This window comes from Streptomyces sp. NPDC031379, from assembly GCF_055569615.1.
Window position 1 is genome coordinate 1 of the sequence record NZ_JBVIIT010000040.1, and the last position, 20,674, is coordinate 20,674.

The window sequence follows — 20,674 nt, forward strand, 5'->3', positions numbered from 1 at the left end:
CGGCGAGCGTCTGGGGGTCTCCCAGATGCATGTGTCACGACTGCTCTCCCGCACCCTCAAGCGACTCAGGGAAGGCCTGCTGACCACCCGCTGACGTGGTGACCGGCACCACAGTGACCGCCTGGAACTCGACCTCTGCCCGACCCGACTCCTGAGACGTTGCGGCGCGATCCGGCCGACGCCGCACGACACGACCAGGAGACGCGGTTGATGGACGAGTCCCGGCACACCTCCTCGGGCGCGGGCGGCATGGGGCGCAAGCCCGTACCGCCGCCCGCGCTCTGCGGCTTCCTCCTGCTGCTGGCGGCGCTGTTCGCCGTGGCGTACGCCGTCGGTGCCGCCGCCGGCCCGGTCGCGCCCGGCATGCACGGCAGCGGAGCCGGCCGGGAAGGCGACGGCGACGGCGGCACGGACATGGGCGGCATGCACGGGGCGGCGCGATGACGGGCATGGCGGCAGCGCCCCTGGTGACGACCGACCTGGCCATCGGCGGCATGACCTGCGCGGCCTGCGTGCGGCGCGTCGAGAAGAAGCTCGGCAGGCTCGACGGCGTCACGGCGACCGTGAATCTGGCCACCGGACGCGCCCGGGTGAACCACCCCCCGCGGATCACACCCGCCGAACTCGTCGAGACCGTCGAGAAGGCCGGATACACCGCCACCCTGCCCGCACCGGTGAGCGGACGGCGCCGCGAGGACGACGGCGACGAGGATGCGACCGCCGCCGTGCGGGAACGGCACCGGCTGCTGATCACCGCACTCCTGGCGGTGCCGGTGCTGGCGCTCTCGATGGTGCCGTCCTGGCAGTTCCGGAACTGGCAGTGGCTCTGCTTCGTCCTCGCCGCGCCCGTCGCCGTCTGGGGAGCCTGGCCCTTCCACGTACGCGCGGTACGGGGGCTGAGGCATTCGGCCGCGACCATGGACACGCTGGTGTCGCTCGGAGTGGCGGCCTCCTTCTCCTGGTCGGCGTACGCGCTGTTCCGCGGCGGAGCCGGAGAACCCGGGATGCGGATGCCGTTCAGCCTGGTCCCGTCCGCGCCGGAGGGCGCGGCGCACCTCTACCTCGAAGCGGCCGTCGGCGTCCCCCTGTTCGTGCTGGCGGGCCGCTTCCTGGAGGCGCGGGCCCGCAGCGGCACCGGCGCCGCGCTGCGCTCGCTCGCCCGGCTCGCGGCCAAGGAGGTGGCGATCCGGGAGGGGGACGCCGAACGGCTCGTGCCGGTCGAGGAGCTGGGAGTCGGACAGGTCTTCGTCGTGCGTCCCGGCGAGCGGGTCGCCACCGACGGGGAGGTGACGGAGGGCGGTTCCGCGGTGGACCTCTCCCTCGTGACCGGGGAGAGCGAGCCCGTCGAGGTCGGTCCGGGCGCATCCGTGGTCGGCGGCGCGGTCAACTGCGGCGGACTGCTGCTCGTACGGGCCACCGCGGTCGGCGCCGACACCCGACTCGCCCACATCACCCGGCTGGTGACCGAGGCGCAGGCCGGCAAGGCGCGGGCGCAGCGGCTCGCCGACGCGGTGGCCGGTGTCTTCGTGCCGGTGGTGCTGGCGCTGGCCGTCACGACCCTGGGGTTCTGGCTGGGTGCCGGGGCCGATCCGCAGGCGGCCGTCACCGCGTGCGTGGCCGTGCTGGTCGTGGCCTGCCCCTGTGCGCTCGGGCTGGCGACCCCGACCGCGCTGATGGCCGCGACGGGCCGGGGCGCGCAGCTGGGCGTCCTCGTCACCGGCCCGCAGGCCCTGGAGGGACTTCGGCACGTGGACGCGGTCGTCCTCGACAAGACCGGCACCCTCACCACGGGCCGTATGACCGTGACCGGGGTGACCGCCGTACCGGGCGGACTCGGCCAGGAGACCGTGCTACGGCTCGCGGCGGCGGTCGAACGGGGCTCGGAACACCCCCTGGGCCGCGCGATCGCCGCACACCCCCGCCCGAGCCCACCCGGTCCGGGGACGCAACCGGCACCCGACACGGGCGAACGCGGTCGCGGGCGGGGGAAGGAGAGGGGATTCGGCGCGGGTGAGCGCGGTTCCGGACCGAGGGGTGAATCGGCTCTCGGCGTGCGCGATCTCGGTCCCGGCGCGCGGGAAGACGCGGATGCCGCTGTGGTCGAACAGGGCGTCGCGGTGCCTGAGGTGACGGGATTCCGGGCCGTGGCGGGGCACGGCGTACGGGGTCGGGTCGAGGGGCGGCTCGTCGAAGTCGTCGCTCCGGAAGGGGAACTGCCCGCCGTACTCGCCGACGCGCTGCGCGCCGCCGACAGCGCCGGCCACACGCCCGTCCTCGTCCGTGTGGACGGCGTGGCCGAGGCCCTGATCGAGGCCGGAGACGTCGTACGCTCCGGCAGCTACCGGGCCGTGGACCGGTTGCGGCGCCTGGGCATACGGCCGGTGCTCGCCACCGGAGACCGGGAGGGGCCCGCCGCAGCCGTCGCGACGGCTCTCGGGATCGAGGAGGTGCACGCCCGCTGCACGCCCGAGGGCAAGGCGGAACTGGTCCGCACCCTGCAGGAGCAGGGCTGCCGCGTGGCGGTCGTCGGTGACGGCGTCAACGACGCCGCCGCCCTGGCCGGTGCCGACCTCGGCATCGCCCTGGGCGGCGGCACGGACGTCGCGATCGGCGCCGCCGACGTGACCCTCGTACGCGGGGACATCGACGCCCTCGCGGACGCGGTACGGCTGGCCCGGCGCACGCTCGGCACGATCCGCGTCAACCTCGGGTGGGCCTTCGGCTACAACGCCGTCACCGTACCGCTCGCCATGACCGGTCTGCTCACACCGATGCTCGCCGCGGCGGCCATGTCCGCCAGTTCCCTGCTCGTCGTCGGCCACAGCCTGCGCCTGCGCGCCTGGCAGCCGTCGCCCCGCCCCCGGAAGGCCGCCCTGTGACCACCCGCACGTCATGGCGCCCGACGCGCCGCCGGGCGGCCGACGCGCTGCTCGCCGCCCTCGTACCCGTCGCCGCCTGCGCCATCGCGCTGGCATGCCTGACCACCTGGGTGACGGCGGGCAAGGCGGGCCGGCCGGCCCGGATCGCCGTCACGTCCGGCCGGGTCCTCCTGCCCTACGGCGACACCGCGGAGACGGCCGCCTACTTCCTCGTCTCCAACACCGGCGGCGCGGACGACCGGCTGGTCGGGGTGACGTCCACCGGCACCGGCGGGGACCTCGGTCTCAGCCGGCACCGGATGAGCGGCCGGGCGGCCGCCTACCGGGACGACGTGGGGTCGATCCGCGTCCCCGCCGGCGGCGCGGTGGCCATGTCGCCGCGCGGAACGGCCGTGACGCTGCGGGCGAAGCGCGGATGGCGGGCGGGCGACCTCGTGCCCTTCACCCTGCACTTCGAACACAGCGGCCCGGTCGGAGTTCTGGCGGTCGTGGTCCGTCCGGGCGACCGTGCGTCCTGAGCGCTCCGCGGGTCCGTGCCGCCTCGGAAACGACCACTCGCCAGGGCCCTCCTCCCGCAGATGTCGGATGTGGGTCCCGCTCAGTTCCCGGGCTGTGGCCGTGACTTGTATCACCGCGGCGCGCATGAGTGCGGGGCAGGGGAAGTTTCCGTACCTCCGCATGACGACCGGGGCCGGGATGGGAGGATGGGGCGCCATGACAGCAGGGTGGTGCTCGCGCACGGTACGGGCCGCGGTGTTCGCGGCCGTCTGTGTCGTGCTCGCCGCCCTGGGCCACGTCATGATGTCCGGCCGGGACGTACCCGCGTGGGCGCTGGCCGCCGGCCTCGCCGCGACCGGCGGCGCGGGCTGGTGCCTGACGGGCCGTGAGCGGGGACCGGCGCTGATCGTCCCGCTCGTGGTCGCCGCCCAGACCGCGCTGCACTCGGCGTTCTCCCTGGCCCAGTCGGTGTCCGACGGCACCACGTCCAGCGCGTCCGGGCACGCGGCCATGTCCATGGACATGGGATCGATGCCGATGGACTCCATGGACATGGGGCACATGGGCATGGCCCACATGGGCATGGGACACATGCACGACGTGGGGCACGCCATGGGAGGCGGCTCCTCGTACGGGATGCCGGCCGCTCACCTGCTGGCCGCGCTCCTCACCGGCCTCTGGCTGGCGTACGGCGAGAAGGCCGCCTTCCGCATCCTGCGGGCCGTGGCCGGAAGGCTGGCCGCGCCGCTGCGGCTGCTGCTGGCCCTGCCCGTCGCCGGCGCCCGGCCGGACCCCGGGCCGCGCCGGCCCCGCTCGGACCGGGTGCCGACCCTCGATCTGCTCATCCACGCGATCACCTCGCGCGGGCCGCCCGTGGGGACCGCTGTCGTCTGAAGACAGCCGGTATCCCGGGGCCGCCCCTGTGCGCCTCGGGCCACGGTCGTACGACCGCGCGCCTGCCGTGGCGTCACCACGCCCTGACACTCCCGTAGCGCCGGACCCGGTGCTCCGGCGGTGCCGTGGCGGCTGCGCGCCGCCGCGCCGCGCGTCGTAGGGCCGTCTCCTCATTCACCGGACCGCCCGCGCTCACGTGTGCCCCGGCCCGGTCACGGTTGACCCGAGAAGGACACCAGGTGATCACTCCTGTCCTGCCCGCAGCGCGGACCGCGTACGACCGGACGGCATCCGCCGACGAGTCGATAACCGCCTGGGCGCTGGCCGCCCGCGGCGGCGACCCCGACGCGGTCGAGCACTTCGTCCGTGCCCTGCACCGCGACGTCCAGCGCTACGTCGCCCACCTGTGCACCGATCCCCAGGCCGTCGACGACCTGGCCCAGGACACCTTCCTGCGCGCCCTCGGCAGCCTGCACCGCTTCGAGGGCCGTTCCTCGGCACGCGCCTGGCTGCTGTCCATCGCCCGCCGCGCGGTGATCGACAGCTACCGCCACGCGGCCGCCCGGCCCAAGCTGTCCGACGTGCCGGACTGGCAACTGGCGGTCGAGTCGGCACAGCCGCGGGGCCTGCCCGGGTTCGACGACGGCGTCGCCCTGCTGGACCTGCTGGCCTGTCTGCCCGACGAGCGCCGGGAGGCGTTCGTCCTCACCCAACTGCTCGGCCTGCCCTACGCCGAGGCGGCCAGGCTCAGCGACTGCCCCGTCGGCACCGTCCGCTCCCGCGTGGCCCGTGCCCGGGCGGCCCTGATGGACCTGCTCGCCGCGGCGGAGCAGCCCCCCGCCGCGCTGGCGGCCTGAGCCGTCGCACATCAGGGGAGGGTGGCGGCGCCCGCCGCACGCCGGCGCCGCCACCCCGAGCCGGATCGCCGGCGCGCGGGAACTCCCGGCGGCTGCGCCCCGACTACTGGACCGGGTGACGGAGGTTCGCCCGCGTACCGAGTGGATTCCGGGAGTTGTTCGATGCGTTCTCGTGTGTGGGGCGGTACGGCGGCCGTCGTACTGGGCGGCCTGCTGGCCGCGGGCTGCGGCGGCGGTACGAAGGAGGACGCGGCGGACGACGGCACGGGGGCGTCCGTCTCCGGTGCCTACCCGGTGACCGTCACCGACTGCGCCGGCGCCCGGACCACCTTCTCGAAGGCTCCCCGGAAGATCGTCACCAGCAACGCCTCCAGCCTGGAACTGCTGTTGCGTCTGGGCGCCGGGGACAAGGTGGTCGGCACCGGGTTCCCGCCCGGCAAGGGCACCCTGCCCGGCGCGCTGGACGCGCGGGCACAGCAGGTGAAGGTGCTCAGCCAGAACGTCATCCCCAAGGAGAAACTGCTCGGCTCCGGCGCCGACCTCTACATCGACACCTTCGCTGCCATGAGCGGCATGGGCGGCGGCGGGATGGGCGGCGCGCCGACCGAGGAGGAGTTCGAGGCGGCCGGGATCAGACACGTCTTCCTCAAGTCCACCGCCTGCGCCGCGCAGAGCGAGAAGCCGGTCACCGATCTGTCGGCGGTCGAGGCCGACATCACCTCCCTCGGCGCCGTCACCGGCACGAGCACGCGGGCCGAGCACCTCGTCGCCGGCATGCGGCGGAAGGTCGAGGCGGTCCGCGAGGCGGTCGGCGGTACACCCCAGAGCGCGCGGCCGACGTACTTCTTCTTCGACTACGACGCCGGCACCAAGCAGCCCACCGTCGTCTGCAACCGCCAGATCGCCAACGCCGTGATCACCCTGGCCGGCGCCCGCAACGCCTTCGCCGACTGCGACGGCGACCACAAGCAGGTCGGCTGGGAGGACGTCATCGCCGAGAACCCCGACTGGATCCAGCTCGGGGTGCGCGACCGGGGGAGTGCGGCGGCGAACGAGAAGGCGTTCGACGAGGCCGAGCAGTGGCTGCGGAGCAACGCCGCCACCAAAGGCCTGAAGGCGGTCGAGGAGGGCCACTTCCTGCGTCTCGGCTCCGAGCGGACCACCATCGCCGGCGTGGCGAACGCCGACACGGTCCGCGAGATCGCCAAGACCCTCTACCCCGGCAAGGTCAAGTAGCCGTGCGCGCCGACCTGGCACGCCGCAAAGGCGCGGACACGCCGCAAGGGGAGGGCACGGTCCCGGCGGGCAGGAAGCGCAGGCTCCCGCGGCGCGACAAGGAGACCGTCGCCGCCGAGGACGTGCGCGGTCCGCGCGCCGCGGTACTCGCCCTCGGTCTGGGCGCGGCACTCCTGGTGGCGCTCACGGCGGCCGTGGCCCGGGGGTCCACGTCCATCCCGCCCGCCGAGGTGTGGAGCGTGGTCTGGCGCCGGCTGAGCGGCGAGGCTCCGCGGACCGGCACGGACGACCTGATCGTCTGGCAGCTCCGGGTACCCCGGGCACTGCTCGCCGCCCTCGTCGGCGCCGGGCTCGGCCTGGTGGGCACGGCGGTGCAGGCGCTGGTGCGCAACCCGCTCGCCGACCCCTATCTGCTGGGCATCTCCAACGGCGCCTCCCTCGGCGCCGTCGCCGCCATCGTGCTCGGCCTGGGCGCGGGCGGAGCCCTGGGACTGGGGCTGTCCGGCGCGGCGTTCGCGGGAGCGCTGGGCACCTTCGCACTGGTGTGGGCGGTGGCCCGGCGCGGCGGAGGCTTCGCGCCGCTGCGCCTCGTGCTGGCCGGGGTCGCCGTCGGCCAGTTCCTGTCCGGCTTCACCAGCTACCTGGTGCTGCAGGCGGGCGACGAACAGCAGACCCACAGCGTGCTGTTCTGGCTGATGGGCAGCCTGAGCGGTGCCGACTGGCGCCTGCTCGTGCTCCCCGCCCTCGCGGTACCCGGCGCCTGGCTGTGGCTGCAGGCCCGCGCCCGTGGCCTGAACGCCCTGCTGATGGGCGACGAGACGGCGGCCGGGCTCGGCGTCGACGTCACCCGGCTGCGCCGCGAGCTGTTCGCGGTGACCAGCGTGCTCACCGGCGTCCTGGTGGCCGTCTCCGGTGCGATCGCGTTCGTCGCGCTGATGGTGCCGCACGTGTGCCGGCTGCTGGTCGGCGGCGACCACCGGCGCCTGCTGCCCCTCTCCGCACTGGCCGGAGCCCTGCTGCTGGTCGTGGTCGACCTCGTCTGCCGTACCGCCATGGACACCCAGGAGCTGCCGGTCGGCGTGGTGACGTCCCTGCTGGGGGCGCCGGTCCTGTTGTACCTGCTGGACCGACGCCTGGGGAGCACGAGTTGAGGATCGACATCGAGAACCTGCACGTCGCCTACGCGGGACGTACGGTCGTGGCGGCCGCGCACCTGGTGGCGGCCGAGGGCGAGATCACCGGCCTGGTCGGCCCGAACGGCAGCGGCAAGTCCAGCCTGCTGCGCACGGTCTACCGGCACCTGAAGCCCTCGGCGGGCCGGGTCCTGCTGGCCGGCACCGACATCCGCGAGCTGGCCCCGGCCCGCTCCGCCCGGCACGTCGCGGCCCTGCCGCAGGAACGCGGGAGCGACTTCGAACTGTCGGTGCGCGAGGTCGTCGCCATGGGCCGGACGCCCTACAAGCGGGCGTTCGCGGGCGAGGACGCCACCGACCGGGACGTCGTCGCGCGCGCCCTCGCCGACGTCGGCATGGCCGGCCACGCGGCGCGGCGGTTCACGGCCCTGTCCGGAGGCGAACGCCAACGCGTCCTGCTGGCCCGCGCGTTCGCGCAAGCCCCGGACGTGCTGGTGCTGGACGAGCCGACCAACCACCTCGACATCCGCCACCAGGTCGACCTTCTCGCCCTGCTGCGCGCCCAGCGTCGTACGACACTGGTCTCGCTGCACGACCTCAACGCCGCGGCCTCCGTGTGCGACCGGCTGCACGTCCTGCACGCGGGCTCCGTGGTCGCCTCCGGGGCACCGCGCGACGTCCTCACGCCGGCGCTGCTGGCGGAGGTGTTCGGGGTACGGGCGGCCGTGGTCGACCACCCGCTCACCGGCGACCCGCTGATCGCGTTCGACCACCGCGCACCGGCCGACGCGAAGTGCGAGGCACCGTCACCGTGTTGAGGAGACCGCACCGGCACAGTCCCGTGACGGGACAGCCCGGTCACCCGCCCGCCGGCGGGAACAACTGGCCGCAGGTGGCCGTGGCGGGCCTGCTGTCGTTCGTGGCGATGCTCGACATGAACATCGTGAACGTGGCCCTCGCGGACATCGCCGAGGCACTGCGGGTGCCCGCCGCGACCGCCCAGTGGGCGGTACTGGCCTACCAGCTCCCGGTCGTCGCCCTGCTGTTGCCCGCGGCACACTGGCTGGACGGGGTGGGGACACGGACCGCCGTGCCGGCGGCGACGGCGGGCTTCGCACTGTGCAGCGCGCTGGCCGCCGCCGCCCCCGGCGCGGCCTGGCTGATCACCGCCCGCCTCGCGCAGGGCGCCTTCGGGGCCGTGCTCTTCGTGCTGATGCCGGTGCTGGCGATCCGCTCGGTGCGGCCGGAGCTGCGCGGGCGGGCGATGAGCGTGCCGGCCACCCTCGGGCCGCTCGGCGCGGTGATCGGACCGGCCGTGGGCGGGCTGCTGCTCGACCACCTGGGCTGGCGCTCCGTCTTCCTGGTCAAACTCCCCTTCTGCGCGCTCGCCCTGGCGCTGATGGCGATCCCGTCGGTGCGAAGGCCGACGGCGGGGGAGGGCGGACCGCAGGCGGTCGGCACACCGCGACACGGGGGCAGGCCGGGCCCGTACGACCGGCGGTCCCTGGCGGAGGCCGGCTGCGGGGCGGCCGCGGTGGCGCTGCTCCTGCTGGCGCTGACCCTGGGGGCGCACGACCCGGTCCGGCTGGTGCTCGGCGTCGCCGCCCTCCCGCCCCTGTGGTGGTGGGCGCGCGGCCCGGGCACCCGGCCGCTCGTCGGCATGCTGCGCGCCCGGGGGCTGCTGCGGGCGCACGGCGCGGTACTGGCGCTGGCCGCGGGCTTCGCCGCCATGCACTACGTCGTCGCCCTGCACCTCCAGCGCGACGGCGGCTTCAGCGCGACCACGACAGGGCTGACGGTGCTCGCGTTCCCGCTCGGCATGGGCCTTGCGGGGCCCCTCGGCGGACGCCTCGCCGACCTCCGCCCCGCCCGGCCCCGCGCCGGCACGGGATCACTCGGCGGCGCCCGGCCGGTGGCCGTCACCGGCGCCGCGCTCACCGCGGCCGGACTGCTTCTGCTGTTCCCGCTGGGCGAGGGCTGGTCCCCGTGGGAGGTGGCCTGGCGGCTCGGACTGGCCGGCATCGGCATGGGCCTGAACGGCGGCCCCACCCAGGCGCTGGTCATGGGCGCGGCCCCACCGGACCGGATCGCCGCTGTCGGCTCCACCGTGCAGCTCGCCCGCAGCCTCGGCTTCGCCCTCGGCCCCGCCCTCGCCACCACGGTCTGGGGCCTCGCCGGACCCGCCCACGGCGCATCCGCCGCGCTCGCCCTGGCGGCCGTCGCCGCATGCCTGGCCGTGCCCCTGCTCGCGCGATCCGGCGGACGCCACGCCACCGTGACCGGCGACACCACCGACACCGTCCCCCACTGACCCAGGAGTTCCCCATGTGCGGAATCACCGGCTGGGCGTCCTTCCACGGCGACGCCCGCCCCCAGGTCCCGGTCATCGAGGCCATGACCGCCACGCTCACGCCCCGCGGGCCGGACGCCGGCGGCGTCTGGCTCGGCGAGCGGGCCGCGATCGGTCACCGCCGGCTGGCCGTCATCGACCTCGAGGGCGGCGCCCAGCCCATGACGGACCGGCCCGACGAACCGGCCCTCGTCCTCGCCTACAGCGGCGAGATCTACAACCACCACGACCTACGGGCCCGACTGCGCGCCCGCGGGCACCACTTCCGCACCCGAAGCGACACGGAGGTGGTGCTGCGCGGCTACGCGGAGTGGGGCGAGGCGGTGGCCGAGCACCTGGACGGCATGTTCGCCTTCGCCGTGTGGGACGAGCGTGCCGGGCGTCTGGTGCTGGTGCGGGACCGGCTCGGGGTCAAGCCCCTCTTCTGGGCGCGGGTGGCGGGCGGGCTGGCCTTCGCCTCGGAGCCGAAGGCGCTGTTCGCCCACCCGGAGATACGGCCGCGGGTGGACGCCGACGGGCTGCGGGAGGCGTACAGCCTGCTGTTCAACACCGGGCCGACGGTGTGGACGGGAGTGCGGGAGGTGCAGCCCGGCGGGCTGCTGGTCCTGGACCGGGACGGCGTGCGCGAGCGCCGCTACTGGCAGCTGGAGGCCGCACCGCACACCGACGACCGGACCACGACCGTGGACCGGGTCCGGGACCTGGTCGGCGCCGCGGCACGCGGCCGGCTGGAGGCCGACGTGCCCCTGTGCAGCCTGCTGTCCGGCGGCATCGACTCCACCGTGCTGACCGCTCTGCTCGCCGACGAACTCCGGCTGCGCGAAGGCCCGGACGCCCGGATCCGCTCGTACGCGGTCGACTACAGCGACCAGGCGACGCGGTTCCGGGGGGACGAACTGCGTACGGGGCACGACACCCCGTACGCCGTCGAAGCGGGCGCGTTCATCGGCTCCGACCACAGCACGGTCGTCCTCGACCCGCGCGCCCTGCTCGACCCCGAGCACCGCAAGGCGGTCGTCGTGGCCCGGGACTCGCCGATCGGCGTCGGCGACATGGACACCTCGCTCTACCTGCTGTTCGGCGAGATCCGCCGGCACTCGACGGTCGCTCTGTCCGGCGAGGCGGCGGACGAGGTGTTCGGCGGCTACCCCTGGTTCCACAACCCCGAGGCGCTGGCCGCCGGCACCTTTCCCTGGCTGCTGGTGACGGGCGACGAGGCCGCCATGCCCCTCAACCCCGAACTGGACCTGCGCATCGCCGAGTTCCGCGACGACACCTATCGCAGTGCCCTCGCCGCCGTCCCCCACCTGGACGGCGAGAGCCCCGCCGAGCACCGGCAGCGCGAGATGCAGCACCTGTCCCTGACCCGCTGGCTGCGCCAGCTCCTGCACCGCAAGGACCGGTTGAGCATGGCGCAGGGGCTGGAGGTGCGTGTGCCCTACTGCGACCACCGGCTGGTCGAGTACGTCTTCAACGTCCCCTGGTCGCTGAAGAGCTTCGACGGCCGGGAGAAGAGCCTGCTGCGGGCCATGGGCGCGGGACTCGCCCCCGACTCGGTCCTCCTGCGGCCCAAGAACCACTACCCGGCCACCCACCACCCCGACTACAACCGCGGCCTGCAGGACATGGCCCGCGCCGCCCTGGCCACCGCCCAGGTCCGCGCACTGGCCGACGAGACCCGCCTCAAGCCCTGCCTCGACACTCCCCCCGACCGACTGCGGTGGGGCCACCGCCTGCGTCTCGAACGCGTCGTGGACCTCGCCCTGTGGCTGGACCACCACCAGCCCGAACTCAGCCTCTGAGGAGACCCGTTGACCACCCGTGAGCCACTGTCGGAGAAGGAACTCCCCGACCCCGTCCCCCTGCTGGGCTGCCCCTACAAGAGCAACCCCTACCCCCTGTACGAGCGGATGCGCGAGCGGGGACCCGTCCACCGCGTCCTGTTCCCCAGTGGCGTACAGGCCTGGCTCGTCACCGGGTACGACGCCGCGCACGCCGCCCTGGGCGACGACCGGCTCGGCAAGAACCACGACCGGGGCAACGACCGCTGGCGCGCCCGCGCCTCCATCATGCCCGAGCCGCAGCACTCACAGCTCCAGGTCCACCTCCTCCACCAGGACCCGCCGAAGCACACGCGCATGCGGCGCTACGTCACCGACGCCTTCACCCCGCGCCGGGTCGAACAACTCCGTCCCCGCTTCCAGGAACTGGCCGACCAGCTCGTCGACGGCCTGCCGGAGACCGGGCCCGCCGACCTCGTCGGCGGCTTCGCCGCGCACTTCCCCTTCCGGGTGCTCGCCGAGGTGATCGGCCTCCCGGCGGACCTGGCCGCCCGCTTCGACCGCGACTGGGGCAAGGTCGTCCAGCCGGTCGGCCCCACCGACCCGGGACGCCCCTTGTACGAGGCGCGGCTGCACGGACTGCAGAGCTACATCGCCGACGTCGTCGCCCACAAGTCCGCCCACGGGGAGGACGACCTGCTCAGCCGGCTCGTCGTCGCCCGCGACCGGCGTGAACTGTCCCAGCAGGAGCTGGACTCGATGATCTTCCAGCTCCTCGTCGCCGGTCAGGAACCGGTCACCAACCAGCTCACCACCGCGCTGATCGCCCTCTTCCGCCACCCGGACCAGCTCGTCCGGCTGCGCGACGACCCGGCTCTGCTGCCCCGCGCGGTGGAGGAACTCCTGCGTCACGACAGCGCGTTCGAACTCACCACCTGGCGCTTCTTCGCCCAGGACAGCGACCTGCACGGCACCGAGGTTCCGGCCGGGGACTCCGTGATCGTCTCCCTGTGCGCCGCCAACCGCGATCCGCGCCGTTTCCCCGATCCCGACACCCTCGATCTCGACCGCAGCCCCAACCCGCACCTCGCCTTCGGGCACGGCATCCACTTCTGCCCGGGCGCCGCCCTCGCCCGCGCCGAACTCCAGATCGCCCTCGGCACCCTCCTCGCCCGGTTGCCCGGTCTGCACCTGGCCATCGGTGACGAGGACATCGAGTGGATCCCGGCGGTCCTCGGCCGCGGCACGAACCACCTGCCGGTCGGCTACGACCGACGCCTCTGACACCGCCGGCCGGCTGACGGGCCCACGCGGGCAAGCACCACAGCCGGACCCGGCCGACCGGACCACCAGGGCAGCACGACACCCGCCCCGGCCGCCCGCCCGGGAAACGCGCCTGCCCAAGGCGCGCACGCCAGGAAGAGCGCACGCCTGGAGGTGCGCACGCCAGGAAGCGGGTCCGCCAAGAGGTGCGCACGCACAGGAAGCGCACGCCGAAGAAGCGACGGCGCCCGGCCACATCCGCCGCGGCGCCATGCCGTCATGCCGTCATGCCCCCACGCCACCAGGAGATCCGCCATGCCCCTCACGACCCCGCAGGACACCCGCCCCGCACGCATCGGCGCCGCCGTCCTGAACCTGCTCCTGCCCCACCACCGCACCACCGACCGGACCACCGCCCGCGCGGAGGCGTTCCCCCTTCAACTGCGCCGCATCGCCCGCTTCGTACGCGACGACGCCCCCGTCGTCTTCACGCTCCCCGGTTTTCCCTGCAAGTCACCCAATCCGGCCAAAGTGCTCGGTCACCTCCCTGACCAGGGCGAACGCCTCTCCCTCGGCTTTCTGGACGCGCTGTGCAGGGACATCGAGCGGGTCTATCCGCCCGGCGCCCGGATCGTCATCTGCTCCGACGGCCATGTCTTCGGCGACCTCATCCACGTCCCGGACCCGCACATCGACGCCTACGCCGACGAACTGCGCCTCCTCATAAGGAGACTGGGCCTCGGCAGGCTGTCGGTCCTCGATCTGCGGGACGTCCTCGGGGACGTCCCGCACGACTCCCGACGTGCGCATGTCCAGCGGCGCTACGCCCCCACGCTCGACTCCCTGCGCGCGGAGATACATGCCGACGACCACACCCGCGCCCTCTACCGGGGCATCACGCGCTTCCTCGTCGAGGACACGGCAGACTTCCCGGGCAGCCGTTCCGCACTCCAACGGGCGTGCCGACGGCGGGCGTACGGCGTCATCCAGCGCAGCCGCGCCTGGGGCGACCTGATCGCCGAGCACCACCCGTCCGCCGTCCGCCTGTCCATCCATCCCCAGCCGGTCGGCGCGGCGAAGTTCGGCATGCGTCTCCTCGACGCCCCGGACGTCTGGACCACGCCATGGCATTCGGCCGCCGTGCAGCGAGCCGACGGATCGTGGACGCTGCTGCCGCGTGCCCGTGCCGCGCGACTCGGCGAGCTGGTGACCGTCGAGGGCAGACCGAGCCACTTCCGGCAGCGTTGAAGGAAGGGCCGGGGCCGCCGCATGCGCGGTGATCGGCGAAGTCCATGACGGACGGCGAAACAGAGGTGAAGAACCCCCGGGCGCACGGCGTTCGGCACGGCCCTACAGACCCTGGTCCCGGCGACGTGGGCAGCAACTGCTCCTCCTCGTACCGGAGGGCGTGTCGGCCGGGCGTTGGGCGAGGGGTGCGCGTCATGCCTGTGCCGGGCCGCGGGAGGATGACGCCGTCGCGGCGGGGCGGGCGGCAGGTGCGGGGCGCCACGTGGCGACGAGGGCCACGGCGAGGAGGAGTTCGGCGATGTCGCCGCCGTAGTACATGATCTCCGCGCCCCCCTGGACCTCGGGGATGGGGGCGTGGATGTCGACCCAGAACCCGCCGTACATCAGCTGCGCCATGACGGAGTGCCCGGCGATGGCGCAGCCGAGGAAGACCAGCCGGGCGCGCACGCCGAGGCGGCGCGGGGCGGGGTCGGTACCGGCGATGGCATGGGCGAACAGGCATCCTGACAGCAGGAAGTGCGCGTGCAGCAGCCGGTGTCCGGCCGGGTGGGCCATGACGATGGTGAAGAGCGGTGTGAAGTACAGAACCGCGAGGCTTCCCGTGGACAGCAGCAGGGCGACGGCCGGGTGAGTGAGCCAACGCGCCGGGCGACTGTGCAGGACGGCCGTCAGACGGCGGGCGCGAGGCGCGGGAAGGACGCGCAGCAGGAGGGTGACCGGGGCGCCGAGCACGAGCGCGAGGGGGGCGTACATCCCGATGAGCATGTGCTGGACCATGTGGCCGCGGAAGTCGCTGTGGGCCAGGGACGCGACGGGCGGCGACAGCGCCACGGACAACAGGACGAGGCCGGAGAGGAATCCGGCCTCACGCCAGCGACTCCAGGACCGTGCCGGGTTGCGCTGCCGCGCTCGGCGCGCCAGCAGCACATAGCCGACGGCACAGACCAGCAGGGCCAGCGACGACAGCAGGACCTGGATCGCCGGCGGGCCGCCGTCCGCCGGGTGATGCATGTGCGGTGTGCCCCCGTGCATCAGGCGCCGCGCCCGGTGCGTCCGTCGCCCGGGGCCGTAGGAGCGACCGGCCGTGCACCGCGCCGGAGCAGCAGGCCGCCCGCGATCAGCAGCGCCCCGAAGGCGAGGAAGCCCATGTCCCACCACAGCTGGTGCGGCCCGCCGCGGACGTGGTGGATGCCCAGGATCTGGTGGTCCAGGATGCCCTCGACAAGGTTGAAAATGCCCCAACCGGCCAGAATCCAGCCCCACAGGACCCGTGAGGCCCACACCCGGCGCCGGTCGGTCGTCACCCGTGAGTACAGGATCGCCAGGCCGACGAGAACGGCGATCCAGCACACGGTGTGGAAGACTCCGTCCCACACGGTGTTCATCTCCAGGCCGGAGACGGTGTGCGGGTCGTAGTACTTCACGCCGATGTGATCGTGGTCGGTGCTGGTGAGCATGTGGTGCCACCGCAGAAGCTGGTGCAGTGCGATGCCGTCGGCGAACCCGCCCAGCCCCACACCCAGCACGATCCCCGGCAGCTGAAGACTCGGCGCGGTCTCGGCCCTCGTTCCGCTCACCCTGGTTGTCATGACCCTCGTCTCCGTCGGCGTCGGCTGTCCCTATGAGGGACTACCAGTTCCCCGCCCCCGCCGCCGTACCACCCTCGGCCATATCCACCAGGTCGACAGGGCAGCCGGAATGGCGCAGGGTTCACCTCATGACTGATCTCCCCGAGCCGTGGCCGGTCGGTTACCGGAGCCGGCCGGCCACCACGGCCGACGCGATCGCGGTTCACCGCCTGGTCACCGAGTGCGAGCGCGAGCTGCTCGGCCGCGCGGTGACCGGCTTCGACGACATCGCCGCCGATCTCGCCCTGCCGGACCGGGAACCGAAGCCCGACACCGTGCTCGTGCTCGGCCCGCAGGGGGAACCGGCCGGCTGGGGTTGGGTGAGAGGGCGGCGGGCCAGGGTGCATGTCCACCCCGGGCACCGGGGGCGGGGCCTTGGCCGTTCGCTCCTGGACTGGGCCGAGGCGCGGGCCCGGCAGCTGGGGAACGACCGGCTGTCCCAGTCGGTTCCCGACAGCGATCCCGCGGCGAGTGCGCTCCTGCGCTCCAGTGGATACGTCCCGCTCGTCACCGAGTGGCTGCTGGCGATCACGATGCCGGTCGAACCGGAGGTGCCCGAACCGCCGCCGGGCATCACGGTCCGGCCGTTCCGCGCCGGTGACGAACAAGCGGCGTACCAGGTCACCGAGGACGCGTTCGACGAGTGGCAGCAGCGGCGCAAGTCCTACGAGGAGTGGGCCCGTCTCACGGTCGAACGTGCCACGTTCCGGCCGGCCGCCTCACCCGTGGCCCTCGCCGACGGCCGGATGGTCGGCGTGGTGCTGTCCTCGGACGTCCCCGGCAGCGACGAAGGGTACGTCGAGCGGGTCGCGGTACGACGCGACCATCGCACCCGGGGAATCGCCCGTACGCTGCTGCGGGAGGCGTTCCGCACCTTCTACCACCAGGGGAAGCGGACCTGCACGCTGTGGACGCACACGGACACGGGCGCGCTCTCGCTCTACGAGCGGATCGGCATGACGGTCCAGCGCAGCTCCACGGTCTACAGCAAGCCGCTCACCGTCGAGCGGCGTCCGCCCGGACCCGCGACGACCCCGCCGCGCGGCCTCACCTCGTGAAGCGCGAGGAGCCGAGGTTCACCTGGTGACCGACCAGGTCGATCTGGACCCCGTCCGCCGTGGCCCGTGCCGCGCTGAATCCGACGTTCTCCGGGAGCTGGACGCGCCACACGGCGGCGGCCCGTTCGGCACCGGGAACGGTCAGGGTCAGCTCCGTGCCCTGGGCGAGCAGGGTGCCCGTACTGTTCAGCTCCGTCCCGTCGACCGTGCCCGTGACCTTGAGGCGCGCGGCCTGGCCGGCCGACCCCGGGGCCCGGGACACCTGGAGGGGCCCGCCGTTGCCCGCCAGCCGCGTCACCGCACCGGACAGCTCCTTGTACGACAGTGTCAGGGTGCCGGTGGCCAGGTTCGCCTCCGCGCTGCGGGCCGTCAGGGACGTGACCGTCACATCGCGCAGGTCGAGGTGGAGGTCCTGGATGTGCAGGTAACCGCCCGGCGCGTTGGTCGTGGTGTCCACGTAGAACTGACCGGCCGTCAGGACGACGTGGTCGAAGTCCTGGCCGAGCGCCTGCGTCAGGAAGGGGAAGCCCTTGATCGAGACGTCCAGGTGGCCGTCGGTGGTGTTGCCGTAGCCGTACTTCTCCCTGGCGAGCTGAGCGGCCTCCTTGTCGGCATAGTGCACGGAGATCCGGTCGGCCACGGTGAAGAGTACGGCCAGCACCACGACCGTGATCGTCAAGACCTTGACCCAGCGACGCCTCATGACCGCTCCCCGTATTGCCTCGTGCTTGACCCGTGCATGATCGGTGCGCAGACCGATCATGCACGGGCTGCGGCGCGTACGACAGTCCTGTGGGCGAGTTGGGCCGTTCTGCGGTCTATGCGACAGCCGCCGCCCTGCCCTCGAGTGCGACGAAGCGGGCGATCGCCGTCAGGTCCCGGTCGCCGAGCCCGGCCGCTTCCGCCTCCTCCAGCCACGCACGGGCCCTGGCCGTCGTCGGCGCACCCGGCCAGGCCGCCAGCCGCAGATCCTTGGCCGCGAGGCCGAGCGCGTAACGGGTCTCGGTCCCCGGATCGGCCACCCGCGCCGCCAGGCCGCCCAGCGGAGTCCGCGCCAGCACCTCGACCAGCTGTGTCCGGTCGACGCCGTGTGCCTCGCCATAGGCCAGCGTCTCGGCGAGCACCACCTGAGCGGGCACGAGCGCGCTCATCACGGCCAGCTTCAGCGCGGCACCCGCGCCGAGCGGTCCGCACGCGCGCACCGTGCCGAAGACCGACAGCACTTCGCGCACCGGTCCGGCCTCGCCGCCGGCCAGCACGACCAGCGAGCCGTCGGCGGCCGGGCCCACGCTGCCCAGCACCGGCGCGTCCACCAGCCGGACCTCGCCCGGCAACAGGTCCCGCAGCCCGGCGACGGCCTCCGGCCCGATCGTGGACATCTCCACCACCGTCGCACCCGGGCGCAGCCCCGGCAGTGCCGCCGTGAGCACCTCGCGCACCGCGTCGGGGGCACTGAGCATGGAGATCACCAGGTCCGCGCCCGCGACGGCCTCGGCGGCCGTCACCCCCGTGCCCCGCCGCCACGTCGTCACCTCGTACCCGGCCTCGGCCAGCCGCCGTGCCATGGGAGCACCCATGCGTCCCTGTCCAAGAAAAGCGATCATGCGAGCAGTCAACTCCCGGCCGGGGCATTCCACAATCGACTAGATTGCATGGCAGCCATGCATGATCTGAATGTCTTTGACGCGGCCACACTCCGCCTCTACGACGAGGTCGCCCGGAGCGGCTCCTTCACCGCCGCCGCCGAACTGCTCGGCTACACCCAGTCGGCGGTCTCACGCCGCGTCGCCGCACTCGAACGCGCCGCCGGCGGCCCCCTCTTCGAGCGCCTGGCGCGCGGGGTACGGCTGACGCCGGCCGGAGCCGCGCTGCGCCGTCACGCCGTCGCCGTACTCGACCGGCTCGAGCACGCCAAGGAGGAACTGGCGGCCATCCACGCGGGCAGCGGCGGCACCCTGCGGGTCGGGGCGTTCGCCACGGCCAACGTCGATCTGGTGCCCGCCGCCATGAAGGCCTTCGCGGCCCGGCACCCACGCGTCGAGCTGCGGATGACCGAGGCACTGAGCGCGACCCTGCTCGACCGGCTCCACGCAGGCGCGCTGGACGTGGCCGTGGTCAGCGACTACCCCGCCGGGCTGCCGGTCGGGGGACGGCTGCTGCTGGAGGACCGGATGCTGGTCGCGCTGCCGCACACGCACCGGCTCGCCGCGCAGGACGCCATCGACCTGCGCGACCTCGCCGAGGAGACCTGGATCGAGGCGGCGCCGCGCGGCCGGACCACGCAGCTCGCCGTGGCCTGCGCCGCGGCCGGGTTCACGCCGCGCAGGGGGCTGCGGGTGGCGGAATGGACGGGCAAGTTCGGGTTCGTCTCCGCCGGTCTCGGCGTGACACTCGTGCCCGAGCTGGCCGCGCGCGCCGTACCGGCCGATGTGGTGCTGCGACCACTGCTCGAGCACGGCCCCACCCGGAAGGTCCATGTGGCGCTGCCGGACGAACCCCTGGCCGCCGCACTGGAGTTCGCCGGGCTGCTGGGGGAGTGGGACGTGGGCACGAGGCTCTCCGACGCCCAGGTTCCCGCCCCTGCCGGGTCGCCGAGCCCCGACCGCCCGGCCAGGCTCTAGCCGGAGCCGGAGCCGGCTCCTCCTGTCTGCGGCGGGATCTTCGTCCGCCGCACGCCGTCCTTCACGTCGATCACATCCCCCACCCGCACCTGCCCGTACAGCCACTGAGCGTCCTCGGGGGCCAGGCCGATCCAGCCGTTGGTCGCGTCATAACGACCGAGCGCTTCGGTGTTGTAGAACAGGCCGCCCAGGAAGGTACTGCTGCCGTCCGCCGCGCGGAGTTCGACCACCCACGGGATCTTCAGGCGGTAGCCGTCCTTGAAGCCGACCGTCTCGTCGGAGACCGACAGGGACCTCTCCCGGGCGGTGACCGTCAGCCGCCCGACCGGCGTGGCGGACCCCGACTTGCCCGCGGAGACGCCGAGTTCGCGGCCTCCCGCGGAGAGCACCCGCCGGGTCAGGTCCACCGTGGCGAAGGGCGCCGACCGGGCGCTCGGCGTGGACGTGGGGGGCGCGGCCGGAGTGACGGGAGGGTCGTCGGCGCCGGGACCGGGGTGACCGAGCAGCAGCGTCACGCCCAGGACGGCCACGGCGCAGGCACCGGCGAGCACGGCGGCCGTACGACGCCGACGTCGGCGCGCGCCCGAGCGGCGGCGGATCTCCGTGCCGGGGAGGGACGGCGCCGCCTGCCCGGACTCGGCCAGTTCGCGCAGTCCCGTGGTGAGGTCATCGGACACGGTCGTCCTCCCTCTCCCTCTCCGTTTCCCCTTCGCCGGCGGCCAGTTCGCGGGCCAGCGCCGCCCGGCCGCGGGCCAGCCTCGCCTTGACGGTCCCCACGGGGGCACCGGTCTCGGAGGCTACCTGCTCCACACTCAGGTCGCACAGATGGTGCAGGACCAGGGCCATCCGCTGCGCCTCGGGCAGTTCGCGCAGGGCGGCCACCAGCGCGGCACGATCCGGATCCGGGCCCGGCATGTGGTCCGGCGGCGGAGTACGGCGCACTATGTCCAGCCAGCGCCGCGCCCGCCGCCAGCGGCTGACCGCGAGCCGCATGGCCACGGTCCTGATCCACGCCTCGGGCGCCCCGTCGGCGAGGAGTTCACCGCGTCGGTCCCAGGCTCGGATGAACGCTTCCTGCACCACGTCCTGAGCCTCGCCGTGATCCCCGGTGAGCGCGTAGAGCTGGCCGGTCAGTCGGGGGAACGCAGCCGCGTAGAACGCGTCGAACTCTTCTTCGGTCATGCCCCCGCCACGTGCCCGCTCATGGCCGTGCCACAAGTCCTCGCGA

Annotated in this window: 21 protein-coding genes; 15 read left to right on the forward strand and 6 right to left on the reverse strand. The window is 73.8% G+C overall.

What is annotated here, in order from left to right:
* The 13 genes from ACZ5CW_RS38490 to ACZ5CW_RS38550 all read left to right on the forward strand — a co-directional run.
* A partial coding sequence (locus tag ACZ5CW_RS38490) for a sigma factor-like helix-turn-helix DNA-binding protein (RefSeq protein WP_468605579.1) occupies window positions 1-94 on the forward strand: 94 nt, incomplete at its 5' end.
* A 116-nt stretch (window positions 95-210) separates the two neighbouring features.
* Window positions 211-444, forward strand: coding sequence for a hypothetical protein (locus ACZ5CW_RS38495; RefSeq protein WP_468609995.1), 234 nt, complete (start codon window positions 211-213; stop codon window positions 442-444).
* The gene (locus ACZ5CW_RS38500) at window positions 441-2,879 is read left to right on the forward strand and encodes a heavy metal translocating P-type ATPase (protein ID WP_468609997.1); all 2,439 of its coding nucleotides are present in this window, start codon (window positions 441-443) and stop codon (window positions 2,877-2,879) included. The genes ACZ5CW_RS38495 and ACZ5CW_RS38500 overlap by 4 nt, the downstream gene beginning before the upstream one ends.
* On the forward strand, window positions 2,876-3,397 hold the full coding sequence (locus ACZ5CW_RS38505) for a copper chaperone PCu(A)C (protein ID WP_468609999.1): 522 nt from the start codon (window positions 2,876-2,878) through the stop codon (window positions 3,395-3,397). The genes ACZ5CW_RS38500 and ACZ5CW_RS38505 overlap by 4 nt, the downstream gene beginning before the upstream one ends.
* 196 nt (window positions 3,398-3,593) lie before the next feature.
* Window positions 3,594-4,271, forward strand: coding sequence for a hypothetical protein (locus tag ACZ5CW_RS38510; protein WP_468610001.1), 678 nt, complete (start codon window positions 3,594-3,596; stop codon window positions 4,269-4,271).
* A gap of 239 nt (window positions 4,272-4,510) precedes the next feature.
* The gene (locus ACZ5CW_RS38515) at window positions 4,511-5,128 is read left to right on the forward strand and encodes a sigma-70 family RNA polymerase sigma factor (RefSeq protein ID WP_468610003.1); all 618 of its coding nucleotides are present in this window, start codon (window positions 4,511-4,513) and stop codon (window positions 5,126-5,128) included.
* A 162-nt stretch (window positions 5,129-5,290) separates the two neighbouring features.
* Window positions 5,291-6,364 (forward strand): ABC transporter substrate-binding protein, encoded by a 1,074-nt coding sequence (locus tag ACZ5CW_RS38520; RefSeq protein ID WP_468610005.1) that lies wholly within the window; start codon window positions 5,291-5,293, stop codon window positions 6,362-6,364.
* Window positions 6,365-6,486: 122 nt separating this feature from the next.
* A complete protein-coding gene (locus tag ACZ5CW_RS38525) occupies window positions 6,487-7,515 on the forward strand; it encodes a FecCD family ABC transporter permease (protein WP_468610091.1) in 1,029 nt (342 codons plus the stop codon).
* The gene (locus ACZ5CW_RS38530; protein ID WP_468610007.1) at window positions 7,512-8,315 is read left to right on the forward strand and encodes an ABC transporter ATP-binding protein; all 804 of its coding nucleotides are present in this window, start codon (window positions 7,512-7,514) and stop codon (window positions 8,313-8,315) included. The genes ACZ5CW_RS38525 and ACZ5CW_RS38530 overlap by 4 nt, the downstream gene beginning before the upstream one ends.
* A gap of 23 nt (window positions 8,316-8,338) precedes the next feature.
* On the forward strand, window positions 8,339-9,808 hold the full coding sequence (locus tag ACZ5CW_RS38535) for an MFS transporter (protein WP_468610008.1): 1,470 nt from the start codon (window positions 8,339-8,341) through the stop codon (window positions 9,806-9,808).
* Between the two features lie 14 nt (window positions 9,809-9,822).
* The gene (gene asnB / locus ACZ5CW_RS38540; RefSeq protein ID WP_468610010.1) at window positions 9,823-11,649 is read left to right on the forward strand and encodes an asparagine synthase (glutamine-hydrolyzing); all 1,827 of its coding nucleotides are present in this window, start codon (window positions 9,823-9,825) and stop codon (window positions 11,647-11,649) included.
* A 9-nt stretch (window positions 11,650-11,658) separates the two neighbouring features.
* Window positions 11,659-12,912: a cytochrome P450 family protein gene (locus ACZ5CW_RS38545; protein ID WP_468610012.1), complete on the forward strand. Its 1,254-nt coding sequence runs from the start codon at window positions 11,659-11,661 to the stop codon at window positions 12,910-12,912.
* 294 nt (window positions 12,913-13,206) lie between these two features.
* A complete protein-coding gene (locus tag ACZ5CW_RS38550) occupies window positions 13,207-14,139 on the forward strand; it encodes an L-tyrosine/L-tryptophan isonitrile synthase family protein (RefSeq protein WP_468610014.1) in 933 nt (310 codons plus the stop codon).
* A 192-nt stretch (window positions 14,140-14,331) separates the two neighbouring features.
* Here ACZ5CW_RS38550 and ACZ5CW_RS38555 read toward each other — a convergent pair whose 3' ends face one another.
* Both ACZ5CW_RS38555 and ACZ5CW_RS38560 read right to left on the reverse strand, forming a co-directional pair.
* On the reverse strand, window positions 14,332-15,171 hold the full coding sequence (locus ACZ5CW_RS38555) for a cytochrome c oxidase assembly protein (RefSeq protein WP_468610016.1): 840 nt from the start codon (window positions 15,169-15,171) through the stop codon (window positions 14,332-14,334).
* Window positions 15,171-15,728, reverse strand: a complete 558-nt coding sequence (locus tag ACZ5CW_RS38560; protein ID WP_468610018.1) for a DUF2243 domain-containing protein — start codon at window positions 15,726-15,728, stop codon at window positions 15,171-15,173. The genes ACZ5CW_RS38555 and ACZ5CW_RS38560 overlap by 1 nt, the downstream gene beginning before the upstream one ends.
* A gap of 128 nt (window positions 15,729-15,856) precedes the next feature.
* On the opposite strand from ACZ5CW_RS38560, the gene ACZ5CW_RS38565 reads away from it, so the two are divergent.
* Entirely contained in the window at window positions 15,857-16,825 is a 969-nt protein-coding gene (locus ACZ5CW_RS38565; protein WP_468610020.1) for a GNAT family N-acetyltransferase, read from the forward strand.
* Here the strand turns inward: ACZ5CW_RS38565 and ACZ5CW_RS38570 are convergent.
* Both ACZ5CW_RS38570 and ACZ5CW_RS38575 read right to left on the reverse strand, forming a co-directional pair.
* Window positions 16,815-17,528, reverse strand: coding sequence for an LmeA family phospholipid-binding protein (locus ACZ5CW_RS38570; RefSeq protein ID WP_468610022.1), 714 nt, complete (start codon window positions 17,526-17,528; stop codon window positions 16,815-16,817). The genes ACZ5CW_RS38565 and ACZ5CW_RS38570 overlap by 11 nt on opposite strands.
* Window positions 17,529-17,643: 115 nt before the next feature.
* Complete coding sequence (locus ACZ5CW_RS38575) at window positions 17,644-18,429, reverse strand: NAD(P)-dependent oxidoreductase (protein WP_468610024.1); 786 nt, start codon at window positions 18,427-18,429, stop codon at window positions 17,644-17,646.
* A gap of 57 nt (window positions 18,430-18,486) precedes the next feature.
* Here ACZ5CW_RS38575 and ACZ5CW_RS38580 point away from each other — a divergent pair, with 57 nt between their 5' ends.
* The gene (locus tag ACZ5CW_RS38580) at window positions 18,487-19,446 is read left to right on the forward strand and encodes a LysR family transcriptional regulator (protein WP_468610026.1); all 960 of its coding nucleotides are present in this window, start codon (window positions 18,487-18,489) and stop codon (window positions 19,444-19,446) included.
* Here ACZ5CW_RS38580 and ACZ5CW_RS38585 read toward each other — a convergent pair.
* A complete protein-coding gene (locus tag ACZ5CW_RS38585; protein ID WP_468610028.1) occupies window positions 19,443-20,123 on the reverse strand; it encodes a L,D-transpeptidase in 681 nt (226 codons plus the stop codon). The genes ACZ5CW_RS38580 and ACZ5CW_RS38585 overlap by 4 nt on opposite strands.
* Complete coding sequence (locus ACZ5CW_RS38590) at window positions 20,113-20,628, reverse strand: SigE family RNA polymerase sigma factor (protein WP_468610030.1); 516 nt, start codon at window positions 20,626-20,628, stop codon at window positions 20,113-20,115. The genes ACZ5CW_RS38585 and ACZ5CW_RS38590 overlap by 11 nt, the downstream gene beginning before the upstream one ends.
* Window positions 20,629-20,674 lie beyond the last annotated feature (46 nt).